Below are 21,052 nucleotides of genomic sequence, written 5' to 3'. Positions count from 1 at the left end.
GACCCGAACGCCTTGCTCATGCAGCCAGTACGCCAGGGGTTCGTGATAGGGACTGGTGGCCTCCAGATACACGTGCAGTGCCTGGGGCGACTCCCCCGTGTTGCGCTCGAGCCAGTGGAGCAGCTCCGGGTACTGGTCCCGGCGGTTCGGGAACACCTTGGGCTTGATCTTGCCCGCCCCCAAGTCCCGCACTCACATGCAGTCGAGCTTGTTCTTGCTGACATCAATGCCAATGTGAGCCATCTCGTCCTCTCGCCTTGTCCGTACAGCCTCACCCGTCCCTGACGGGGGGCTTGGATACCGTTCAAACTTCGAGATGAAAAAGGACTCGGGTACCGATCTACGGATCAGGCTCAAAGCCTCAGGAGGCCAACGGGTTGCCCCGAGTACAGCGCCACAGGTGGTAGCGACCCATCTGCAACGACACACAAGGAGGCCAGCCCTCTGGCCGATTGGGAATCGACCAATGCCCGATCGGCCAGAGGGCTGGCCTCCTACAGGGGGTGTGGCAGCGATTGCGCTAATCGAGGCCGAAGGCGCGGCGGGCGAGGCGGCGCTTGATGGGATCGGCCTGGTCGACGAGGCGCAGGCCGAGGCCGCGCAGCTCGGGGAGCCCGGCGGCCTGGGTGCCGAACAGGAGCTTGAAGCCGTCCATGGCGCGTTGCATGAAGGCGCTTTCCGGGCGGCGGGCGCGGGTGTAGGCGCGCAGGACGGTCTCGGCGCCCGGGTCGTGGCGGGCGGGGCCGCGCAGCCCGTCGACCAGTGTTCGGGCGTCGGCCAGGCCCAGGTTCAGGCCCTGCCCGGCCAGCGGGTGGATGGTGTGGGCGGCGTCTCCGGCCAGAGCCACGCGGTCCGCATGGTAGGTCTTGGCGTGGCGCGCGGTGAGCGGGAGGCTGACGCGCGGGGCCGTGGCGGTAATCGCGCCCAGGCAGCCATCGGTCTCCTGCTCCAGCGCCGCACAAAAGGCAGCGTCGTCCAGGGCCAGGGTGTCTTCGGCGGCGGGCCATTCCGGCTGTGACCAGACGATGGAACAGCGCCCGTCCGCCAGCGGCAGGAGCGCGATGATCCGGTCCTCGACGAAGCGCTGCCAGGCGGTGTCCTGGTGCGGGTGCTCGGTGGTAATGGTGGCGACAACGCCGCGCGCGTCGTAGTCGTGTCCGGTAAACGGGATACCGACGTAGTCGCGGACACGCGAGCGCGCCCCGTCGGCCGCGACCAGCAGGCGGGCCGAGGCGATCGGGTGTCGGTGGTCGCCGTACACATCAACCCGATCCGGGCGGCGATCGAGGACTTTCCATTCGGTCTGCGGGTAGAGGACAACGCCCGCGGCCTCGCACTGGCTCCAGAGGACAGCTTCGAGCGCGGCGAGCTCGACCGTCCAGCCAAGCGCCGGGACACCCAGCGCGTCCGCATCGAAGCGGATATGGCCGGGGCCGTTCGCATCCCAGACGTACATGCCGGAGAACGCATGGGCGCGGCGCTGCTCCAGCGCCTTGCGCACGCCCAGCTCGTCGAGAAAGGCCATGGAGGCGGAGTTGAGCGTGGCAACCCGCGTGACCGGTGTCGTCTCCGGATCGAACTGGGGCGCGGCGTTGCGTTCCAGCACGCCAACCCGCAGGCCCTGCCGCGCGGCGCCCAGGGCGATCGCCCCGCCGACGGCGCCCGCGCCCACGACCAAGACGTCCAGCGTTTCGAGGGTGCCTTTCGTCATGGCGTGCCCTGCCCGGCTGCGGGTAGATGGGCGAGCGTATGGCGCGGCAGCGGACCCAGCCCCATTGCGGAGCGGGCCAGCGCATCGCGCGCCGGGCGCAGGCGATCGACCGCCATCATGCCGGCCCCCAGCCCGTGGCCGCGCAGCCCGGCGGCGTGCAGCAGGCCCCGGGCGAGGAAATCGGTGGCCGCGACCACGCTGCCCACATCCTGTCGCCGATCCTTTGCATAGGCCTCCAGCACCGCCGCCGCACCCGGGTCAGCGGCAAACGCGGGCGTGCCATCGACTTGCCGGCCCGTGCGCAGCGCACCAAGCAGGCCCGCCACGTCGCGCAGCGACAGGTTGAGCCCCTGCCCGGCGACTGGATGCACGGAGTGCGCGGCATTGCCGAGCAGCAGCGCACGCTCGGCGACCGGGTCCGGGGCGTGGACGCGCTCCAGCGGGAAACGCACGACCGGCCCCGCCGGACGCAGGCGCCCGAGTGTCCAGCCAAAGCGGGCCTGCAACTCGCGCAGGCGTTCCGCCTCGCCCTGCTCCAGGCGCTGTTCACAAGTCTGCGGCGGCGCCACCCAGACGACATTCATGCGGCCATCGGCCTGCGGCAGCAGGGCCAGTGGCCCCTCGTCGGTGAAGCGCTCGAAGGCCTGGCCGTTGTGCGGGCGGTCCGGACGCACGTCGAACACCAAAGCATCGGCGTCGTAGCGCAGCCGCTGCACCGGCAACCCTAGGGCCTTGCGGGTCGGGGAGCTCACGCCGTCCGCCGCGAGGATCAGACGGGCGGACCAGGTCGCCTCGTCCTTCGCCCCCTCAATATGCAGAGTGCGTCGATCCCCTTCGGCCGGATCGAGGCCGGCCAGGGTCGAGTCGTAATGCAGGTCCACACCGGCCGCGCGGCAGGCCTCGTTCAACATCGGGTCCAGGGCGGCGGCCGGAACGACCTGCCCGAGCGCGGCGCGGCCATGGTCGCGCGCGTTCAGGTGCACCCGCCCCAGCCCGCCGCGACGGCTGACCACGATGGATCGGATGGGGGTGGCCTGGTCGGCCACGGAGGACCAGTAGCCGAGGTCGTCCAGGAGCTGGACGGAGCCAGCGGCCAGGGCGTAGCCGCGGGTGTCGGGGCGGGTGGTGTCCGGCTTCGGCGCGGCGCCCCGCTCGAACAGGGCCACGGAATAGCCGGCCCGGGAGAGGGTCGCGGCCGCCAGGCTGCCGACCGGGCCGCCGCCGATGATGGCGATGTCGGGGGTTTGGGTGCTCATGTCAGACCGGAAAGCCTTCGTGGGCGGCCGTTCGCGGGCAAGCCGGCTCCCACAAGGCCCGGTCCCACAGCGCCGTCGTAGGATGCGGATGAGCGCAGCGAATCGCATCAAAGGTGTGGCCACATCCCAGCGATCGGTGCGTTTCGCAAAGCTCAACGCACCCTACGGTTTTTGCGTGGGCCAGGCTTTGGCGGGAGCGAGGACCCGAAGGGGCCGTGGCAATCTCCGGACGCTGGCGCAGCGGCGAGGTCCGGTCGCTGCGGAAGGTGATCGCCGCGGCGCTGCGCACCTCGCGATGACGGTACCTGGGGCCACGAACCTTCGTAGGATGCGGATGAGCGTAGCGAATCGCATCAGGGGCGAGGGCACACCCCGGCGATCGGTGCGTTTCGCGGGGCTCCACGCACCCTACGAATTTTGGGTTGGCCGGATTTGGACGGGTGCGCATGGTCAGGTCCAGCCCGGGAGGTCGCCGGCCATGCAGGCTTCGATGTCGGCGGGGGTCTTGGGGCAGGCGGCGGTGAGGACTTCGTGTCCGTCGCGGGTGACGGCGACGTCGTCCTCGATGCGGATGCCGATGCCGCGCAGGGCCTTCGGGGCCTCGGAGTACGGGCCGAAATAGAGGCCCGGCTCCACGGTGGTCACCATGCCCGGCTCGAGCAGGCGCCAGGCGTCGCCGACGCGGTAGTCGCCGACGTCGTGCACATCCAGCCCCAGCCAGTGGCCAGTGCGGTGCATATAGAAAGGCCGGTAGGCATGGTCCTTGAGCAGCTTGTCGAGCCGGCCCTTGAGCACACCGAGGTCCTTGAGCCCGCGGGTCAGTTCGCGCACGGCGGCGTCGTGCGGGTCGTTCCAGTGGTTGCCAGGGCGGGTCTGATCGATGGCCGCGTGCTGGGCGGCCAGTACGCACTCGTAGACCTCGCGCTGGGTGTCGCTGAAGCGCCCGGAGACCGGGAAGGTGCGGGTGATATCGGAGGCGTAGCCATGCACCTCGCAGCCGGCGTCGATCAGCAGCAGGTCGCCGTCGTTCAGGACATCGCGGTTCTCGATGTAGTGCAGGATGCAGCCGTTCTCGCCACCGCCGACGATGGAGGGATACGCCGGTTCGGTGCCATGGCGGTGGAATTCGTGCAGCAGTTCGGCCTCGACCATGAACTCGGTCACGCCCGGGCGGGCCGCCTGCATCGCGCGGATATGGGCCTGGCAGGAGATCGCGGCCGCGTGGCGCATCATGCGCAGCTCCGGGGCCTTCTTGAACAGGCGCTGCTCGTGCACGTAGTGCTCGACCGCGACGTATTCATGCGGGGCCCGTACGCCGTTGCGCGCCTTCGCGCGGACCCGATTGACCCAGCCGAACAGCCGCTGGTCCAGCGCCTCGTCACGCCCGAACGGGGCACACAGCACGCGCCGATTCTCCATCAGGCCCGGCAGGATCTCGTCGATGTCCTCGATCGGGAACGCGCACTCCGCGCCGTAGTGTTCCATCGCCCCGTCCGGTCCGGCGCGCCGCCCCTGCCAGGTCTCCTGCGTGGGGTCGCGGTCGCGGCAGAACAGGATGTACTCCCCGGCCTCGCGTCCGGGGACGCACACGGCGACCGCATCCGGCTCCGGGAAGCCCGTAAGATAGAGGAAGTCGCTGTTCTGTCGAAACGGGTAGTCGACATCGCGATTGCGCACCTGCTCGTGCGCCGCGGGCACCACGATGATCGAGTCGCCACCCACGCCGCGCATCAGGCGCTGACGCCGCCGGGCGAACTCGGCCAGGGTGATGGTCGGGGTCTTGCCGGGCAGCGGGGGGCGCGTGGGGGCATTCATTGCATCGGGATCCGTTTCGGGTCGTCCGGGGCGAGCTCGTCGGCGATCAGCAATACACCGACGCGCACATATTCGTTGAGTTCCTCGAAGGCGGCGGCGTTGTCTTCGTCGTCCTCCGGCTCCAGTTCGATGCGCGCAATCTCGGCAAAGTCGCGCAGGATTTCGCTGGCCTCGGCCGAGGGCTTCATCTGCTGTAGCCGGGGCATCTGCCCGAAACCCGAGATAAAGCCGTCGACCCACTCGGACAGGGCCTGGGCACGCGCCTCGATCGGCTCGTCCTCCGGCAGCAGGGGCCCGAAGCCGAGCTCGACGTCGTACAGCTGCGCCAGCAGTGCCCGGCGGATCGCCTCCACCGTCGCGCGGAAGTCGTCCGGCGCGGCATCGGTCAGCGGCAGCGCCTCGCCCAGGCTTTGTTCCAGCGCCTCGACATCCGCGCCGGGGTCCGCGACCACACAGCCGGTGAACAGCCCGTGGGCGGAGGCCGGCGTTTGCGCGAAGCCCATGCGGCGCAGGCCATGCGCGAGCTGCTCGGCCAGCGCGGTCGGGTCGGATTCAAGGCCGCCGCGCGCCTTGGTCGATTCGCCGGTCGGAGCAGCCATCAGAAGGACTCCAGACGGGCTTCGTACGGAAACAGCAGGAAGCGGTAGAGGTCGTCACCGACCTGCAGATGGGTGAACTGCGGCTCGCCCAGCTTGATCGCGCTGGACCCGGTGGCCGACAGCGCATTCAGACCAAAGCGCTTCTCCGCGATCAGGTCCGCCAGCAGCTGCTCCAGATCCGCGCGCGGGATCGCCCCGGTATTGTCCACGATGCGGCAGGGCTTGCCGTTGTGGGCGGTGCCCTCGATCACGGTGGCCTGCGGGTCGGGTTCGGGGGGCTGGGTCATGGGCGCGGCAGTTCCTGAGAAATGATATGCCGCCTATTGTGACCAGCCCGCCATAGGAGTCGCAACAAAGCGCCGTGTCCGCGCGCGTTTGGCCCTGTCGCCGCCGGCAGTCGCGGATGGCAATAGTGAAGGCGCTCCCGCAAAAAGGTCACACAAGTTGACGATTTGCGGGGGGGCCTCCTAGACTCCATGGACTGCGTCGCGCGCCGTGCGCGGTCGCCTTCACCGAACCGGGGCCTGTCGCCATGTCGTCCGAGGATTCCAGCCACGATCCCGTCGAGCGCCTCGAGACCGCCATTACGCGGCTGCTCGATGAACATGCCGCCCTGCGCGAGGAGAACAATCTGCTGCACGAGCAGATTCGTCAGCTCAAAAGCGAGCGCGCGGCCTTCAAGGAACGCAACGAACAGGCCCGCCACCGGGTCGAGACGATGATCGCCCGCCTGCGGTCGATGGAGCACAGCGAATGAGCCAGTCCGAACCCGTACGCGTCTCGATCCTGGGCAAGGAATACCAGATCGCCTGCCCGCCCGAGGAACGCGCCGACCTGTTTGCCTCCGCCTCCCTGGTCGACGAGCGCATGCGCGAACTGCGCGACACCGGCCGCGTGGTCGGCGCCGAGCGCATTGCCGTGATGGTGGCGCTGAACCTCGCTCACGAGATGCTCGACTGTCAGGAGCAGCTCAAACGTGCCGAGCAGACCGGCCCGGCCCGCATCACCGCCATCGCCGACCGCATCGAACAGTCACTGGGCACGCCCCGCTCCTGAAGTTCGCGGCCAAGGCCGCTCCCACAGCGCCGTAGGATGGGATGAGCCAAGCGAATCCCATCAGGGGGTTTCACGACGCAGCGAACGGTGCGTTTCGCGGTGCTCAACCGCACCCTACTCCTGCCCCACCCCCGCGCCGTAGGATGGGATGAGCCAGGCGAATCCCATCAAGGGTTCCCACGGCACGGCGAATGGTGCGTTACGGCCGATAGATATCCACCCCGGATGGCGGATCAAAGGTGAACACGGACTCGTCGACCGGCGCATTGCGCTCGCTTCGCTCGAAGTGAATCTCGGTCTCCTGACCAAAGATGTCGCGAAAGGCCATGCGGGTCAGGTCACCATCCGGCGTCAGGTCCAGCTCGAGATGCGTAAAGTCCGCCTGTTCGTTGCGCGGGATCAGTAGCAGGCGCAGGGCCGAGGCATCCCGTACCGGCAGCACATCCATGCGGAAGTGTTCGTCCAGCCGCTCGGGCTGGGTGATCGCCGCGATCGGTGTCGCATCGAAGGCATCCCCCAGCGGGCGCACGGTCGCCTGCGCCAGGTCCGGGTCATAGGTCCACAGGTCCTCGCCATCGGACACGATCGTCTGCGGGAAGGGCTCGGTCACCTCCCAGCGCAGTCGATTCGGCATGCCCAGCTGCATCGAGCCGTCGGACTCCTGCAGCACATAGCCCGTCTCGTCGCGTACCGTCTGCGTGAACTCGGCGGTAAAGGTCTCCAGTCCCTCGACAAAACGGTCCAGCGCCGCGCGCGCATCCGGCGCCGGGCCGCGCTCGGCCGCCAGCGGCCCGGCGAACAGGAACATCGTCGTCGCGGCCAGGGCGAGCAACAGACGGGGGACAAGACGAACGATCATGCGGACTCCGGTTGGGTGTTTACGATGATCCTGCGCCCGGTCGCTTAACCGGGCGTGAATACCACAACAGAAAGGTCGAGCCGGATCACAGGATCCGGTACATGGACCCGGCCGAGCGTTAGGGAAACACTGATTAATGTACACACTCGCGTTGGCACCCCAGGTTTTCCGAGACAAGGCGCGTCGCGCAGCGGGTAGTGGTTCTACCTGCAAGCGGCGCAACGCAGGATCGGGGAACCTGGGGTGCCAACCCCGAAGGGGCTCGGCCGCTTTTGCGCGCGCACGGCGTTGCGGCTCCCTTGTGCAGAATGACTGCACGGCAGTCACCGCGCCTTGTTCGCACGCAAAAGCGACTCGAGCGCGAGCGTGTACATTGATCAGTGTTTCCCTAGTCGTTCGGTCCCGGGACCAGGACCTCGCGATTGCCATTGGACTGCACCGGGCTGACCAGCCCGGCGGCCTCCATGTCCTCGACCATGCGCGCGGCACGGTTGTAGCCGATCTTCAGGCGGCGCTGGATGAACGAGATCGAGGCCTTGCGCGTCTCGATCACGATCTGCACGGCCTGGTCGTAAAGCGGGTCGGTCTCCGCCTCGCCATCGCCCGGTGCCTCCAGCCCCGGGATCGCGGCGGCCCCGGCCTCCGGCTCGTCGAGGATCGCCTCGTTGTAGTTCGGCTCGCCGGTAGATTTCAGGTACTCCACCACCTGATGGACCTCGTTGTCGCCGACGAAGGCACCATGTACGCGCTCCGGCATCGCCTTGCCCGGCGGCAGGTAGAGCATGTCGCCGTGGCCCAGCAGGTGCTCGGCCCCCATCTGGTCGAGGATGGTGCGCGAGTCCACGCGCGAGGAGACCTGGAAGGCGATACGGCTGGGGATGTTCGCCTTGATCAGGCCGGTGATCACGTCCACCGACGGGCGCTGGGTGGCCAGGATCAGGTGGATACCGGCGGCGCGCGCCTTCTGCGCCAGGCGTGCGATCAGCTCCTCCACCTTCTTGCCCACCACCATCATCATGTCGGCGAACTCGTCGACCACGATCACGATGAACGGCAACGGCTCCAGCTCCGGCGCCTCGGTCTCGGTCAGCGCCTCCTCCGGCTTGAACAGTGGGTCCTTCAACGGCTCGCCGGCGGCCTCGGCATCGCGCACCTTCTTGTTGAAGCCGCCGATGTTGCGCACGCCCATCGCCGACATCAGCTTGTAGCGCCGCTCCATCTCCGCCACCGCCCAGCGCAGGGCGTTGGAGGCATCCTTCATGTCGGTCACGACCTCGCACAGAAGGTGCGGGATGCCGTCGTACACCGACAGCTCCAGCATCTTCGGGTCGATCAGGATCAGGCGTACGTCGTCCGGCGTGGACTTGTACAACAGCGACAGCAGCATCGCGTTCACGCCGACCGATTTCCCGGAGCCGGTCGTCCCGGCCACCAGCAAATGCGGCATCTTCGCCAGATCCGCCATCACCGGGCCGCCACCGATGTCCTTGCCGAGCGCCATGGTCAGCGGCGACTTGTTCGTGTCGAACAGTTCCGAGCGCAGGATCTCGGAGAGCGCCACGATCTCGCGGTTCTCGTTGGGGATCTCCAGGCCCACGGTGGACTTGCCCGGGATCACCTCGACGATGCGCACCGCCATCACCGACAGCGAGCGCGCCAGATCGGTGGACAGCCCCGAGATGCGCGAGGCCTTGACCCCGGCGGCCGGCTGCAGCTCGAAGCGCGTGATCACCGGGCCCGGCTGCACCGCGACCACCTCGACCTCCACGCCAAAGTCCTTCAGCTTCAGCTCGACCAGGCGCGAGAGTGCCTGCAGCGACTCCTCCGAGAAGCCATCCGGCGGGGGTGGCGCCTCGTCCAGCAGGGACAGCGGCGGACGCGGATCGGCCCCGGACCCCTCGGTGAACAGCGGGACCTGCTTTTCTTTCTGTACGCGGGGGCTCGGCGCGGGCGCCTCGATGCGCGGCTCCACGCGCGAGGGGGCGCGCTTCTCGGTGCGCTTGCGCTCCTTTTCCACCCGCGTCTCGCGCTCGGCGCGTTCGCGCGCGCCGATGCGACGATCCCGGGCCGAATCCAGCTGAGCGCGAAGCCGCTCGAAGCCACGGATGGTCAACTGACCCAGCCGGTCCATCAGCAGGAACCAGGACAGGCCCGTGAACAGCGTCACCCCGGCCAGGAACAGCGCCAGCAGCACCAGCGTCGCCCCGACCAGGCTCAGCCCGGCCACGGCCCAGCCGGCAAACAAGTCTCCGAGGATGCCACCCGCGTGCACCGGCATCCCGCCCGGGAGCAGGTGCAGCGCGGCCAGCGCCGCGCCCGAGATCAACGCCACGATCAGCGCGACCCCGCGCACCGTCAGTTCCATCGGGCTGGCGATCCGCGCCTCGCGGCGATGCCGGAACAGCCACCAGCCAATGCCGCCGACCGCCAGCGGAATCAGGTAGGCCAGATAGCCCAGCAGGTGAAACGCGATGTCCGCAAACCAGGCGCCGGTGGTGCCGCCGAGGTTGCGCAGGCTCTCGCCATCGCCGGTGGTGGACCAGGCCGCATCGCCCGGGTGATAGCTCACCAGGGCGACCAGCAGATAAAGCGCCAGCATGCCGAAGATCAGCAGCGCACCCTCGCGCAGCCCGCGCAGCAACTGCCCGCTCAGGCTGGGTGCCGCAGCCGGCTCTGCCGTCTTCCTGCCCTTGCCCCCGGATTTGGCCTTGCTTGCGGCCATGCGCTCCCCATTGTGTTCGGCCCGCGACACGGGCATTGCGAATCATCGCGCAGTTTACCGATTAAGACGTCGTTCGTGGGGGCCGATCTCCCTCCCTGCGAAACGGGTCCGGATCGGCCGACCAGATCCAGCCCTCGCGGTCAGCCAGCACCGCCTCATCCGCGGTCGGCGCGACTGCGTGTCCGGCCAGGAAATCGACCCCGGCCAGCACGCACAGCACCGCATCCAGCGTATCGTCGGTGGCGACACTCAGGTCTGGCACGGGCCCCTCGAAGGCCTCGGGCAGCCGGGCCCGGACATCGACACGGGTATCCCAGCCACGGACCCTGCGCAGGGCGGCCGGATACACCTCGATCGCAGCTGAATCGGCAACCGGCCCAGCAACCCGGGGCAGCGGAAGCGCCCGTCCGCTCTGGTCGCGCAGCGCTTGCAGCAGATTGACCGCCGCCAGCGCAGTGCGCGCGATGAAGTTCGCCCCCACCTCCAGCGGGCGCTTGCCGAGGCGCTCCCAAATCACCCGGTCGGTATGGCGGTGGAACATCGCATCCGCGTCCGCCGTAATGCCCGCACCGGCCTGGTGCCCCGACAGTTCCCGCGCCAGGGCGCTGGGCCAGCCGAGCGGGGCATCCAGGCACAGCAGAACGGGTCCCGGCGTATCCATCCAGCCGGCCACGATCGCGGCCGCCGGCTCGCTCGGGTGCGCGCGGCGGGCTTCCTCCAGGCGCAAGTCGTCGCCGGACCAGCGGGCACAGGCCAGCCCGGTCTTGCGCGGCTGGGTGGCACAGTCGACGCCGATGATGCGGATGGGGTTGCTCACGGACACCGGCCCCAGACCGCGAACACCGGGTCGGCATAATCCAGGCGCCCGGCATAAGGGTCGTCCGGCGGGCGCGGCAGGCCGCGCAGCGAGAGCGTGGAAAGGTCGTCGAACCCTGCGCGCAGGAACAAATCGAGCACCAGCCCCATGCGCTCGAAGTCGTACAACTGCTCCCAGACCGCGATCGCCTTGGTCGGGAAGCAGCGATCGGAGAACGCCACCGCCAACACCCCACCCGGGCGCAACAACTCGCGCACCGAGGCGAATACTGCCTGTGGGCGCGTCAGATACTCCACCGAGGCGGTACACACGACCGCGTCGAAACTCGCGGGCGGCAGAGGAATCGTCGGCTGTCGATTCAGATCGTGCACCAGAGCCTGATCCAGGGCCTCGTTGGCGGCCAGCTCCTCGTGGTTCATGCCCAGCCCGACAACCGCCTCGGGAGACTGCAGGCGATCCAGATGCGATGCCCAACTGCTCATCAGGTCCAGCACCCGTGCACCCTGCGGGATCAGCGTGGCGTACAGCGCCGCGATCCGGGCACGGGCCGTGGCATCCAGGTGATGCACCATGCGTGGCCCGGCGTAGAACTCGCGATCGGGCGCGGGATCCTCGCGCTCACAGGCCTCCCCAGACCAGAAGTCCGTCGGCCGCCCGTGCCACCGCGCCTGCATCCCCGGGCCGCGCGCCGTCAGCATCCGGGTAACAGCCACCGCCCGATCGTCTTCGCGTCCCTGCTCGTGAAACGCCATTACCCGAGCGCGCAGCTGCAGGTCGTCCATGCCCGCCAGCGGATGGTTCAGGTCCGCGACGAGCCGCGCGTCTTCCAGCTTGCCGATGCGGAACAGCTCGCGGTCGCCGGCCTCGATGCCGGCATGTCCGGCGATGAACGCACGCGGATAGAAACGCCCGGCCCGGGGTTCCACCACCCGATGCCGGCGCAGGCGGCGATTGAACGCCGCCGGCGGCAGTTCGACCTCCCCGGCCGGGTCCCACCCCGGGACCAAAGGTGCCCCCGGAACGTCTACTGCCTCGCCGACATCCACGCCGGCCAGCTGCGACCCGATGGCGCCCGGCCAGACGTCGTGCGCCGGCATCAGCCACGGCAGGAACAGGCACTCGCGATGCCGCACCTCGGCACTGCTCCAGTCCAGGGTAAAGCCGACATCCAGCGCCGGGCGCGGCGTACTCATGGCCGCTGGCGCGCGTTCCGGGCAGGCAAAGGGGTCGTACATGGATCCGTGTTTCCCTCGCGACATTCCGGGTATGGTACGGCGAACAGGACTGCGTTTCGTCTGCAGCCGCTGCCAGGATCAGCGGCATGGGTCTGGGCACCCGGCAGGCGTTGCTGAGATACTCGACACAATCAGGCAAGTGAATCAGACAACCAGGGGTCACCCAATGGCCGAAACATTTCTGGTAGCCATCGTCGATCAGGATCGCGAGGACCTGGCGCTGGCGATCGCGGCCGAGGAAGGCGGCGCGGACGGCACGGTGATGCACGGCGCGGGGCTCGGCTTTCCGGACCACATGACCTTTCTCGGCGTGACCTACCAGGGCCGGGAGTCGATCTGTATCTGGGAACTGGACGAGCAACGCGCCGAGCGCATCGCCCACCGCCTGAACCTGGAACTGGACCTGCTGCAGCCGTACAACGGTCTGGCCTTCACACTGGATGCCCAGGCCCTGGCGGGCATGCGGTTCGTCGGTGGCATCGCCCAACCCTAAGGAAACACTGATCTCCTGCGCGAGGAACGCCATGCAATTCGTACTGCTCGCCGCCGTGGTCCCGCGCAACCGGGCCGACCGCGCCATCGAGACCGCCCGCCGCGAGGGCGCGGCCGGCCTGACACTACTCGAGGGCCAGGGCATTGCCCAGTTGCGCCGGTCACCGATCATGGATCTGAAGGACTCCGCGGCCCGCAACGTGCTGCTGATGGTCCTGGAGGCCAGTCTCGCCGAACGCCTGCTGAAACGCCTGGACGAAGAACTCGCGCTGAGCGAGGTGGGGAACGGCTTCGCGTTTACCCTGCCGATCAAGGACATCGCCGGCATCAAGCCGGAGCAGATCGAACACCTGCGCAAGACACTGGAGCAGGGCTCGCCGTAAAAAGCGCTGCCCAGTGCAAGGCTTTTGATTAGCCCTGGCTCTTCGGAGCATGACGCCCGCGCAGCGCCCGCCACCAGCCGTACCACGGCAGGGTGAGCCCGTCGCCCCCGGCCCCGTGGCGCAGGAAGGCCAGACCCGCCTGTGTGACCTGCCCGGCCTCGTCGACCTCGCGCACGATCAGGTCCGCGGACCCGAAACTCACCCGGTCGCCCACGATCGGGTCCCCCGGGAGTTCCTGCGCCAGGTATTCGGCGATGGTCCGCTGCGCGTCCACGCCATCGCAGGACACCCCGTACATCTCGCACAAATCGGCCAGCGGCTTCTCCGGATGCAGCGGCAGTTCGCCGAAGAACTCCGAGTCTTCGTGGTCGGGGATGCGCGGGCTGGCGAACAGGCGGTCCAGTAGCAGCACGTATTCCGGCACCACGAAGATGTAGACATAGTCCCCCGGCGTCAGATGCCCGGCCTGCTGATAGCGCACCGAACGCCCCTCGCGCACCACCAGCGACGGACGTGCCCAGCGTGGCAGACGTGCCCCACGCAGCACCGGGCTGTCCTCGATCACGCGATATACCGCCAGCTCGTGCCGGGGACTGCCGGGGAGTTCGAGTTGCACACGTTCGACGGGGCCCATCTCCGGCGGCACCACCAGCCCGAGCCGCTCGGCCACCGGGCGAATCGTCCAGCCCTGCACCAGTAGCGAGACCAGCACCATCATGAACACGATGTTGAAGAACATCTCTCCGCCCTCGACCCCGGCCACCATCGGCAGGATCGCCAGCAGGATCGACACCGCCCCGCGCAACCCGACCCAGGAGACGAACGCGGTGCTGCGCCAGTCCTGGCGAAAGGGCAGCAGGCACAACCAGACCGCCAGCGGCCGCGCCACCAGGATCAGCACCAGACCCAGCGCCAGGGCCGGCAGCGCCAGCGACGGAAATTCCGAGGGTGTGGCCAGCAGCCCCAGGATCAGAAACATGCTGATCTGCGCCAGCCAGGTCAGACCCTGCTGCTGTCGGTGCAGCTTCGCCGCGCCCCGCAACTTGCGGTTGCCCGCCACGATGCCCGCCACATAGGCGGCCAGGAAGCCGCTGCCGCCCAGCCAGCCGGCTAGCGCGAACAGGCTGACCGCGCCGGCCATTACCGCGATGGGATAAAGCCCCTCCTCCAGCGGCAGGCGGTTGACCAGTTCCACCAGCAGATAGCCGCCCACCATGCCCAGCAGGAGGCCCAGCCCCATCTGCCAAAGGAATTCCGTGGCGAACAGCGTGGCCAGGCCACCGGCCGTGGTGCCGGACAGGATCCACTCAATGAAGACCACGGTCAGGAAGATCGCCATCGGGTCGTTGGAGCCCGACTCCACTTCCAGGATGGAGCGTACGCGGCGGTTGATCTTGACGCCCCCCACCCGCAGCAGGAAGAACACCGCTGCGGCATCCGTGGAACTGATCAACGCCCCCAGCAACAGCGCATAGCCCCAGGGCAGATCCAGCAGCCAGTGGGCGGCCACACCCAGCAACAGCGTGGTCAAGGCAACCCCGACCGTGGCCAGCACAATGGCCGGGCCCGCCGCGCGGCGCAGGGTCCGCAGCCGGGTGCCAAAACCGGAATCGAACAGGATCACCGCCAGCGCGAGGCTGCCGATCAGGAAGGCCGTGTTGGGGTCGTCGAACTCGAGCCCGAGGCCGTCTTCGCCAGCGAGCAGGCCGATCCCCAGGAACACGAGCAACAGCGGTGCACCCAGCCGGAACGACAGCGCCGACGTCAGCACCGAGACCACGATCAGCCCGGCGCCAATCAGGATCAGCGGAAAAATCCAGTCCATCGAACCCCTTTTATGTCCTTCGGACCCACGTGCGGGCCATCATCGCATGATCATTCTGGAACCGACCTCCCAGGGGGCGCCCCGGGCAAGAATCCGCCGTTCTCAATGCGCTCGACAAGTCCTCGAACTTGCCTCGGCCCCGGCCACGGAATACTGTATTTATGAACAGTTACCCGTGGAGTATCGCCGTGTCCCTGACCGCGCGCCAGCAGGCCATCCTCGACTACATCACCGAGACCGTCGCCACCCAGGGCACGGCCCCGACGCGCAGCGAGATCGCCCGTGCCTTTGGTTTCCGCTCGCCCTATGCGGCCGAATGCCACCTGAAGGCCCTGGAGAAAAAGGGCGCGATCGAGCTGGTGGGCGGGGCCGCGCGCGGTATTCGCCTGGCCGGTACGCATGCGGCCCGACCGGCCGAACTGCCTCTGGTCGGGCGCGTGGCGGCCGGCTCGCCGATCCTCGCCACCGAGCATATCGAACGCCACTACCGGATCGACGACAGCCTGTTCCGGGCCCGCCCGGACTACCTGCTGCGCGTGCACGGCGAGAGCATGCGCGACGCCGGCATCCTCGATGGCGACCTGCTGGCCATCCGCCAGACCCCGGAGGCCCGCGCCGGCCAGATCGTCGTGGCTCGCATCGAGGACGAGGTGACGGTCAAGCGTTTCGAGCAGGACGGTGCCCGCGTGCGCCTGCTGCCGGAGAACCCCGACTTCGCCCCGATCGAGATTGACCTGGAGCGTCAGGAGCTGGCGATCGAAGGCATCGGGGTCGGCGTACTGCGCGATCTTGAAGCGCAGGGCTAAGCCCGTGCCTTCCATTGATGCCCTGCTCGATCATCCGGCGCTGTGGCGCGGGCGCAGCGCCGCCCCTGCCGCGAATGCCCCGGTCTGGCCGAGTGGTCACCCGGCGCTGGACCGGGCCCTCGGGGGCGGCTGGCCGCGCGGCCAGCTGATCGAACTCCTGGGCGCCCCCTTTGGCTGTGGCGAGACCCGTCTGCTGGTCCCCATGCTCGCGGCCTGCGGTCGCGAGGGGTACTGGATCGCACTGCTGGCGCCGCCCGCCACGCCCTGGCTGCCGGGCTGGCAGCCGCTCGGCATCCCGCCGGAACGGGTGCTGATGATCCGCACCGAACACGACCGCGACACCCTCTGGACCGGCGAACAATGCCTGCGCGACCCGGCCTTCGGGGTCCTGCTGGCTTGGCTGGGCGGCCCGGTGGAAACCGCGTTGTTGCGTCGGCTGCGCCTGGCCGCGGCCGAAAGCCAGGCCTGCGCCATCCTGTACCGCCCGCCGCGCGCCGCGGAGCAGCCCTCCCCGGCCCATCAGCGCCTGCGCTGGCAGCCCGCCACCGACGGCCTCGAACTGCACTGCCTGAAGGGCATCGGCGACTGGGCCCGTTCCGGCCAGGCCCTGCATATCCCGGTACCCTGATATGGGTCAGCCTGAACGTCCGCAATCCATCCCGCAGCGGGCCTCCCGCCCGGCTCGCGCATGGCGCCAACCAGCCCTGATCCCGTCCTCGATTGCGCCCCCGAAATACCCGGCGCAGTCCAACCCTGCCCCACAGGTCGAGCCGCGCTCAGCAAACGAACAGTGGATGGCGGTCGAGTTGCCACATCTGGCGCTGGAGATCCTGGCGCGGGCCGAGCCGGACCGTTCACAGCTGACCGAACGCCCCCTGCTGGTAGTCGAGGCCGGCGCCACTCCATGCGTGCATGCCGCTAATCGCGCCGCGCGCCGCGCCGGGGCCCGACCGGGCATGGCGCTGGCCGATGCCCTTGCCATCCTCGACACCCCGGAACTCGTCGAGCACGACCCGCAGGCCCAGACCGCGCAGATCGCCATGCTGGCCGGCGTGCTGCTGCAGTTCTCCGATCACGTGCACCCGGAGCCGGAGGCCCGGCGCATCCTGCTGGAGGTCGGCCGCAGCCGGCGCCTGTTCGGCGGGCTCGCCGCCCTGCGGGAACGGGTGCGGGGCACCCTGGAGGGACTGGGCTTCCACCCGCGCATCGGCCTGGCACGCAGTCCGGCCGCCGCGCGCCTGCTCGCTACCCTGCGCAATCCCGCGGTCCCCGAAGATAGCGAGGCCCTGCGCCGCACCCTGTCACCGGTCCCGCTGGAGGCCCTGCCGCTCTCCGCCGCGACCCGGGAGGGCCTGCGGGCCATCGGCCTGCGCCAGCTCGGCGACCTGCTGCGCCTGGCGCGCCCCGAACTCGCGCGCCGCCACGGCCCGGAGTTGCTGACACTGCTGGACCGACTGCTGGGGTGGCGCACGGAGACCCTGCCGCGCTTTGACCCACCCCCGGAGCTGGACCTGTCGCTGCGCCTGGAACACGAGATTCATGCGACCGGGGCCCTGGCCTTCCCGCTCAAGCGCCTGCTGCGCCAGGCCGAGGCCCAGCTGCGCGGCCTGAACCGCAGCCTGCAGGGGATGACGCTGGAGCTGAAACACCGTGAGGCGCATGCGCGGATTACCGCTACCCGAATGGCCCCTACCCGAATAACGCTGGAACGCGGCGATCCCGGTATCCGTGCGGAGGACTGGCTGCCCCTGTGGCAGACCCGGCTGGAACGCGAGGTCCTGCCCGCCCCGGTCATCGGCCTGCGCCTGCGGGCCACGCGGCTGCTCGACCCGCCCGCGCAGGGCGCCAGCCTGCTGGCCGAGACCCCGGGCCACCCGCCGCCGGACGCGCAGTTGCCGGCCGTGCTGGCCCGTCTGAGCGCGCGTCTGGGCGAGCAGGCGATCGTCCGGCTGACCGCGAGTGGCATCCCTCGCCCCGAGGTCGCCCAGGGCGCGCGACACGATCTCGACGCGGCGGCCTCGCCTCCGCCGCCGACACCCGCGCAAGTGATTTGCGGCACGGCGCTGTGGCTACAGGACCCACGGCCGATCCCGCCCCCGCTGCATACGCACGGGCTGGGCCGACTGGAGGATGGCTGGTGGGACCGCGGGCAGGATGTGCGCCGCGATTACGCGGTCACGTGCGACCGGCAGGGTCGCAGGCTGTGGCTGTACCGCTGCCTGCGCAGCGGCCAGTGGTTCCGGCAGGGGTACTGGGGCTAGCGCGCCAGTACGGCGCGCTCGGGTCAACGATCAGACGCGGTAGTACTCGCGATACCACTCGACGAACCGGGCGATACCGTCTTCCACCGCGGTCGCGGGGGCATAGCCCACGTCCTCGCGCAGGGCCTCGACATCGGCGTAGGTGTCCGGCACATCGCCCGGCTGCAGGGGCAGGAGGTTTTTCTCGGCCTTCTTGCCCAGGCAGTCTTCCAGCACCTCGATGTAGCGCATCAGCTCCACCGGCTCGTGGTTGCCGATGTTGTACAGCCGGTAGGGTGCCGCACTCGTCGCCGAATCGGGCTCGGCCCCGGTCCACGCAGGATTGGCCCGTGCCGGACGATCCAGCGCGCGGATCACGCCCTCGACGATGTCGTCGATGTAGGTGAAGTCACGGCGGTGGTGGCCGTAGTTGAAGACGTCGATCGGCTCGCCCGCCAGGATCTTCCGGGTGAACAGGAACAGCGCCATGTCCGGTCGGCCCCAGGGGCCATAGACGGTAAAGAAGCGCAGGCCCGTCACCGGGAGCTGGTACAGATGCGCATAGGTATGCGCCATCAGCTCGTTGGCCTTCTTGCTCGCGGCGTAGAGGCTCAGCGGGTGGTCGACGTTGTCGTGCACCGAGAACGGCATCGTGGTGTTGGCGCCGTAGACGGAGCTGGAACTAGCGTAGACCAGGTGCTCCACGCCGTTGTGCCGACAACCCTCCAGGATGTTGCCGAAACCGACCAGGTTGGTGTCGACATAGGCCGCCGGGTTCTCCAGCGAGTAGCGCACCCCGGCCTGAGCCGCCAGATTGACCACCCGCTCCGGGCGATGCTCGCGAAACACCCGCTCCATCGCCGCGCGGTCGGCGATGTCCTCGCGGACCTCGGTATAGCTCGGGTGGTCCTGCGTGCGCGCCAGGCGTGCCTCTTTCAGCGAGACATCGTAGTAGTCGTTGAGGTTGTCGACGCCGATCACCTCGTCGCCCCGCTCCAGCAGGCGCAGGGAGAGGGCGCTGCCAATAAAACCGGCGCTGCCGGTGACCAGGATTCTCATGGACGGATCATGTGCCTTATGCCGATGTTAAGCCGATGGGGCCGGGGCAACCCACCGTAGGAGGCCAGCCCTCTGGCCGATGGGGGCCGGGCCTGGCTCCCCATCGCTCAGGGGGCTGAGCTCCTACAGCGAGAGACGGGCTGAACATATGCTAGCCCCGATCGTCGGGCAGGGTGATGTTCAACTCCAGCACCTCGCAGTCGCCCTCGCGGTCGACGTTCATCTGCACGGCGTCGTCGTTGACCTTCACGTACTTGCGGATAACCTGCAGCAGCTCCTGCTGCATCGCGGGCAGATAATCCGGCCCGCCCCGGGCCGCACGTTCGCGCGCCACGATGATCTGCAGGCGTTCCTTGGCAACACTAGCGCTTTTCTGCCGCGGCTGGCGGAAGTAATCGAAGATGCCCATGGTCAGCCCCCGAACAGGCGTCCGAAGAAGCCCTTCTTCGGTACATCGACAAAGCGAAGCGGGCGCTCCTCGCCCAGGAAGCGATCCACTGCATCCTGGTAGGCCTGGCCGGCGTCGGATTCCTCGTCCAGCACCACGGGCTGGCCGGCATTCGAGGCGTTCAGCACGGCCTGCGACTCGGGGATCACACCCAGCAGGTCGATGGCCAGGATCTCGCCCACGTCCTCGATACTGAGCATCTCGCCGCGCGCGGCGCGCTCCGCGGCATAGCGGGTCAGCAGCAGGCGCCCCTGGATCGGCTCGCCGCCCTGTTCCACCTGCCGGGTCTTGCTGGCGAGGATGCCGAGGATGCGGTCGGAGTCACGCACCGAGGAGACTTCGGGGTTGGTGACCACGATGGCCTCGTCAGCAAAGTAGGCTGCCATCAGCGCGCCCCGCTCGATACCGGCCGGGCTGTCGCAGATGATGTACTCGAAGTCCTCGGACAGCTCGTTCAGCACGCGTTCCACGCCTTCCTGGCTCAGGGCATCCTTGTCGCGCGTCTGCGAGGCCGGGAGGATGTACAGGTTGTCTGCGCGCTTGTCGCGGATCAGCGCCTGTTTCAGGTTGGCGTCGCCATTGATCACGTTGACGAAGTCGTACACCACACGGCGCTCGCAGCCCATGATCAGGTCCAGGTTGCGCAGGCCGACGTCAAAATCGATCACGGCCGTCTTGTGGCCGCGCAGGGCCAGACCGGTGGCGATCGCGGCAGAGGTGGTGGTCTTGCCGACCCCGCCCTTGCCCGAGGTAATCACTACGATGCGTGCCATGGTGGCTGCTTCTCCTTGGTCGTCGCGCGATGACGTATACCGGACCGAGCGCCCTCTACGCCGCTCGCTCAGATTTCAGCGATCTTGAGGCTTTCGCCCGCGAGTGTCACCAGCCGGTTCTCGCCACGCTCGGACTCGGCGATATCCTCGGCCACCCGGTAATGTCCCGCGATAGACAAAAGCTCTGCATCCAGTCGCCGGCAGAAGATCCGAGCCGTCTCCAGGCCCCGCACGCCGGCGAGTGCCCGCCCGCGCAGAGGACCCAGCACATGGATGTGGCCATCCGCGAGCAGTTCAGCACCGGCGGACACCGCCCCGGTCACCAGCAGGTCGCCGCCGCGGGCGTAGATCTGCTGCCCGGAACGGACAGGACGATCCACCACGCGGGTCGCGCTGTGGACCGCGGGGGCGGCCTCGGCCAACCTGTCCGCGGATTTCTTGCCCTTCTTGCTCGGCGCCGGCTCCGGGGGCTCGCCTTCATCCAGGGGCACCTCGCCACTGGGCGCGCCACCGCGGCCACCCAGTTGCAGCACGGGCAACACATCGAATAGCTCGGAATAGCTCTGCAGACGCTCGGCGACCTCGCCGGCATGCAGGCCGATCAGCTTGAAGCCCTCGGCGCGCACCTGCTCGATGGTCGCCTGCAGGTCGCTCTCGGGCGCCTCGGCCACCGGCTCGAGGTCCAGCACGATGGGCATGTCGCGCATCAGGTCCGGGGCCTGTTCGCGGTGCGCGACCAGCTGCTCGCCAAGCTGCCGGGGGTCGGTCTGGAACACCCGCAGCACCGACACCAGCATCATGCGCCCTTTCAGTTCAATGGTCTGGACGGGACTCGGCGTAGCGCTCATGCGTGCGTAGGGCCCTGCTGTGAGATCGGCGATCGGGAAACTCGGCCTCCAACGCGCGTCGGAAGACCGGAAAGATGCGCGCTTTATAGCGCGGACGGGGAAAGCACA

21 protein-coding genes and 1 pseudogene are annotated in these 21,052 nt (G+C 68.6%); 7 read left to right on the top strand and 15 right to left on the bottom strand.

Annotated features, from left to right (window positions below; genetic code table 11):
• From C936_RS0106120 to C936_RS0106090, 6 genes and pseudogenes are all read right to left on the bottom strand, one after another.
• Positions 1 to 192: pseudogene (locus C936_RS0106120) on the bottom strand (IS110 family transposase); the annotation flags it as partial.
• A 328-nt stretch (positions 193 to 520) separates the two neighbouring features.
• On the bottom strand, positions 521 to 1,711 hold the full coding sequence (locus C936_RS0106115) for an FAD-dependent monooxygenase (RefSeq protein WP_018175514.1): 1,191 nt from the start codon (positions 1,709 to 1,711) through the stop codon (positions 521 to 523).
• Complete coding sequence (locus tag C936_RS0106110; RefSeq protein WP_018175513.1) at positions 1,708 to 2,967, bottom strand: FAD-dependent monooxygenase; 1,260 nt, start codon at positions 2,965 to 2,967, stop codon at positions 1,708 to 1,710. Before C936_RS0106110 ends, C936_RS0106115 begins: the two co-directional genes overlap by 4 nt.
• Before the next feature lie 450 nt (positions 2,968 to 3,417).
• Positions 3,418 to 4,782, bottom strand: a complete 1,365-nt coding sequence (pepP, locus tag C936_RS0106100; protein ID WP_018175512.1) for a Xaa-Pro aminopeptidase — start codon at positions 4,780 to 4,782, stop codon at positions 3,418 to 3,420.
• A complete protein-coding gene (locus C936_RS0106095; protein ID WP_018138364.1) occupies positions 4,779 to 5,381 on the bottom strand; it encodes a UPF0149 family protein in 603 nt (200 codons plus the stop codon). The genes pepP and C936_RS0106095 overlap by 4 nt, the downstream gene beginning before the upstream one ends.
• Positions 5,381 to 5,668, bottom strand: coding sequence for a hypothetical protein (locus C936_RS0106090; RefSeq protein ID WP_018175511.1), 288 nt, complete (start codon positions 5,666 to 5,668; stop codon positions 5,381 to 5,383). Before C936_RS0106090 ends, C936_RS0106095 begins: the two co-directional genes overlap by 1 nt.
• A gap of 245 nt (positions 5,669 to 5,913) precedes the next feature.
• Between C936_RS0106090 and zapB the strand changes: the two genes are divergently transcribed.
• Together zapB and C936_RS0106080 are read left to right on the top strand one after the other, a co-directional pair.
• Positions 5,914 to 6,138: a cell division protein ZapB gene (gene zapB / locus C936_RS0106085; protein ID WP_018138362.1), complete on the top strand. Its 225-nt coding sequence runs from the start codon at positions 5,914 to 5,916 to the stop codon at positions 6,136 to 6,138.
• The gene (locus tag C936_RS0106080) at positions 6,135 to 6,437 is read left to right on the top strand and encodes a cell division protein ZapA (RefSeq protein WP_018175510.1); all 303 of its coding nucleotides are present in this window, start codon (positions 6,135 to 6,137) and stop codon (positions 6,435 to 6,437) included. The genes zapB and C936_RS0106080 overlap by 4 nt, the downstream gene beginning before the upstream one ends.
• 199 nt (positions 6,438 to 6,636) lie before the next feature.
• Here C936_RS0106080 and lolA read toward each other — a convergent pair whose 3' ends face one another.
• From lolA to C936_RS0106060, 4 genes are all read right to left on the bottom strand, one after another.
• Complete coding sequence (lolA, locus tag C936_RS0106075; RefSeq protein WP_018175509.1) at positions 6,637 to 7,296, bottom strand: outer membrane lipoprotein chaperone LolA; 660 nt, start codon at positions 7,294 to 7,296, stop codon at positions 6,637 to 6,639.
• A gap of 388 nt (positions 7,297 to 7,684) precedes the next feature.
• Positions 7,685 to 10,054: a DNA translocase FtsK gene (locus C936_RS0106070; protein ID WP_018175508.1), complete on the bottom strand. Its 2,370-nt coding sequence runs from the start codon at positions 10,052 to 10,054 to the stop codon at positions 7,685 to 7,687.
• Between the two features lie 25 nt (positions 10,055 to 10,079).
• Positions 10,080 to 10,835, bottom strand: coding sequence for a DUF429 domain-containing protein (locus tag C936_RS0106065; RefSeq protein ID WP_018175507.1), 756 nt, complete (start codon positions 10,833 to 10,835; stop codon positions 10,080 to 10,082).
• Positions 10,832 to 12,070 (bottom strand): methyltransferase domain-containing protein, encoded by a 1,239-nt coding sequence (locus C936_RS0106060; RefSeq protein ID WP_018175506.1) that lies wholly within the window; start codon positions 12,068 to 12,070, stop codon positions 10,832 to 10,834. Before C936_RS0106060 ends, C936_RS0106065 begins: the two co-directional genes overlap by 4 nt.
• A 166-nt stretch (positions 12,071 to 12,236) precedes the next feature.
• Between C936_RS0106060 and C936_RS0106055 the strand changes: the two genes are divergently transcribed.
• Complete coding sequence (locus C936_RS0106055) at positions 12,237 to 12,563, top strand: hypothetical protein (protein ID WP_018175505.1); 327 nt, start codon at positions 12,237 to 12,239, stop codon at positions 12,561 to 12,563.
• Positions 12,564 to 12,594: 31 nt separating this feature from the next.
• Entirely contained in the window at positions 12,595 to 12,945 is a 351-nt protein-coding gene (locus C936_RS0106050) for a hypothetical protein (RefSeq protein ID WP_018175504.1), read from the top strand.
• Between the two features lie 28 nt (positions 12,946 to 12,973).
• Here C936_RS0106050 and C936_RS0106045 read toward each other — a convergent pair whose 3' ends face one another.
• Positions 12,974 to 14,770, bottom strand: coding sequence for a potassium/proton antiporter (locus C936_RS0106045; RefSeq protein ID WP_018175503.1), 1,797 nt, complete (start codon positions 14,768 to 14,770; stop codon positions 12,974 to 12,976).
• A gap of 188 nt (positions 14,771 to 14,958) precedes the next feature.
• Here C936_RS0106045 and lexA point away from each other — a divergent pair, with 188 nt between their 5' ends.
• The 3 genes from lexA (at position 14,959) to C936_RS0106030 (ending at position 17,837) form a co-directional block, all read left to right on the top strand.
• Complete coding sequence (lexA, locus tag C936_RS0106040; RefSeq protein WP_026278818.1) at positions 14,959 to 15,576, top strand: transcriptional repressor LexA; 618 nt, start codon at positions 14,959 to 14,961, stop codon at positions 15,574 to 15,576.
• 4 nt (positions 15,577 to 15,580) lie between these two features.
• Positions 15,581 to 16,204: a translesion DNA synthesis-associated protein ImuA gene (gene imuA, locus C936_RS0106035; RefSeq protein ID WP_018175501.1), complete on the top strand. Its 624-nt coding sequence runs from the start codon at positions 15,581 to 15,583 to the stop codon at positions 16,202 to 16,204.
• A gap of 166 nt (positions 16,205 to 16,370) precedes the next feature.
• The gene (locus tag C936_RS0106030) at positions 16,371 to 17,837 is read left to right on the top strand and encodes a DNA polymerase Y family protein (protein ID WP_018175500.1); all 1,467 of its coding nucleotides are present in this window, start codon (positions 16,371 to 16,373) and stop codon (positions 17,835 to 17,837) included.
• Between the two features lie 30 nt (positions 17,838 to 17,867).
• On the opposite strand, the gene C936_RS0106025 is transcribed toward C936_RS0106030, so the two are convergent.
• The 4 genes from C936_RS0106025 to minC all read right to left on the bottom strand — a co-directional run bounded on the left by C936_RS0106025 (position 17,868) and on the right by minC (position 20,944).
• Positions 17,868 to 18,875 carry an NAD-dependent epimerase gene (locus C936_RS0106025; protein WP_018175499.1) on the bottom strand — a complete coding sequence of 336 codons (1,008 nt, stop codon included), beginning with the start codon at positions 18,873 to 18,875 and terminating at the stop codon, positions 17,868 to 17,870.
• 151 nt (positions 18,876 to 19,026) lie between these two features.
• Complete coding sequence (minE, locus tag C936_RS0106020) at positions 19,027 to 19,284, bottom strand: cell division topological specificity factor MinE (protein WP_018137595.1); 258 nt, start codon at positions 19,282 to 19,284, stop codon at positions 19,027 to 19,029.
• Between the two features lie 2 nt (positions 19,285 to 19,286).
• Positions 19,287 to 20,096, bottom strand: coding sequence for a septum site-determining protein MinD (minD, locus tag C936_RS0106015; protein WP_018137596.1), 810 nt, complete (start codon positions 20,094 to 20,096; stop codon positions 19,287 to 19,289).
• Between the two features lie 68 nt (positions 20,097 to 20,164).
• Positions 20,165 to 20,944, bottom strand: coding sequence for a septum site-determining protein MinC (minC, locus tag C936_RS0106010; protein ID WP_051074786.1), 780 nt, complete (start codon positions 20,942 to 20,944; stop codon positions 20,165 to 20,167).
• Positions 20,945 to 21,052 lie beyond the last annotated feature (108 nt).

The sequence above is a fragment of the Thioalkalivibrio sp. ALJ4 genome, assembly GCF_000377225.1.
Taxonomy (GTDB): Bacteria; Pseudomonadota; Gammaproteobacteria; order Ectothiorhodospirales; family Ectothiorhodospiraceae; genus Thioalkalivibrio.
This window is presented reverse-complemented; position numbering and strand designations above follow the sequence as displayed.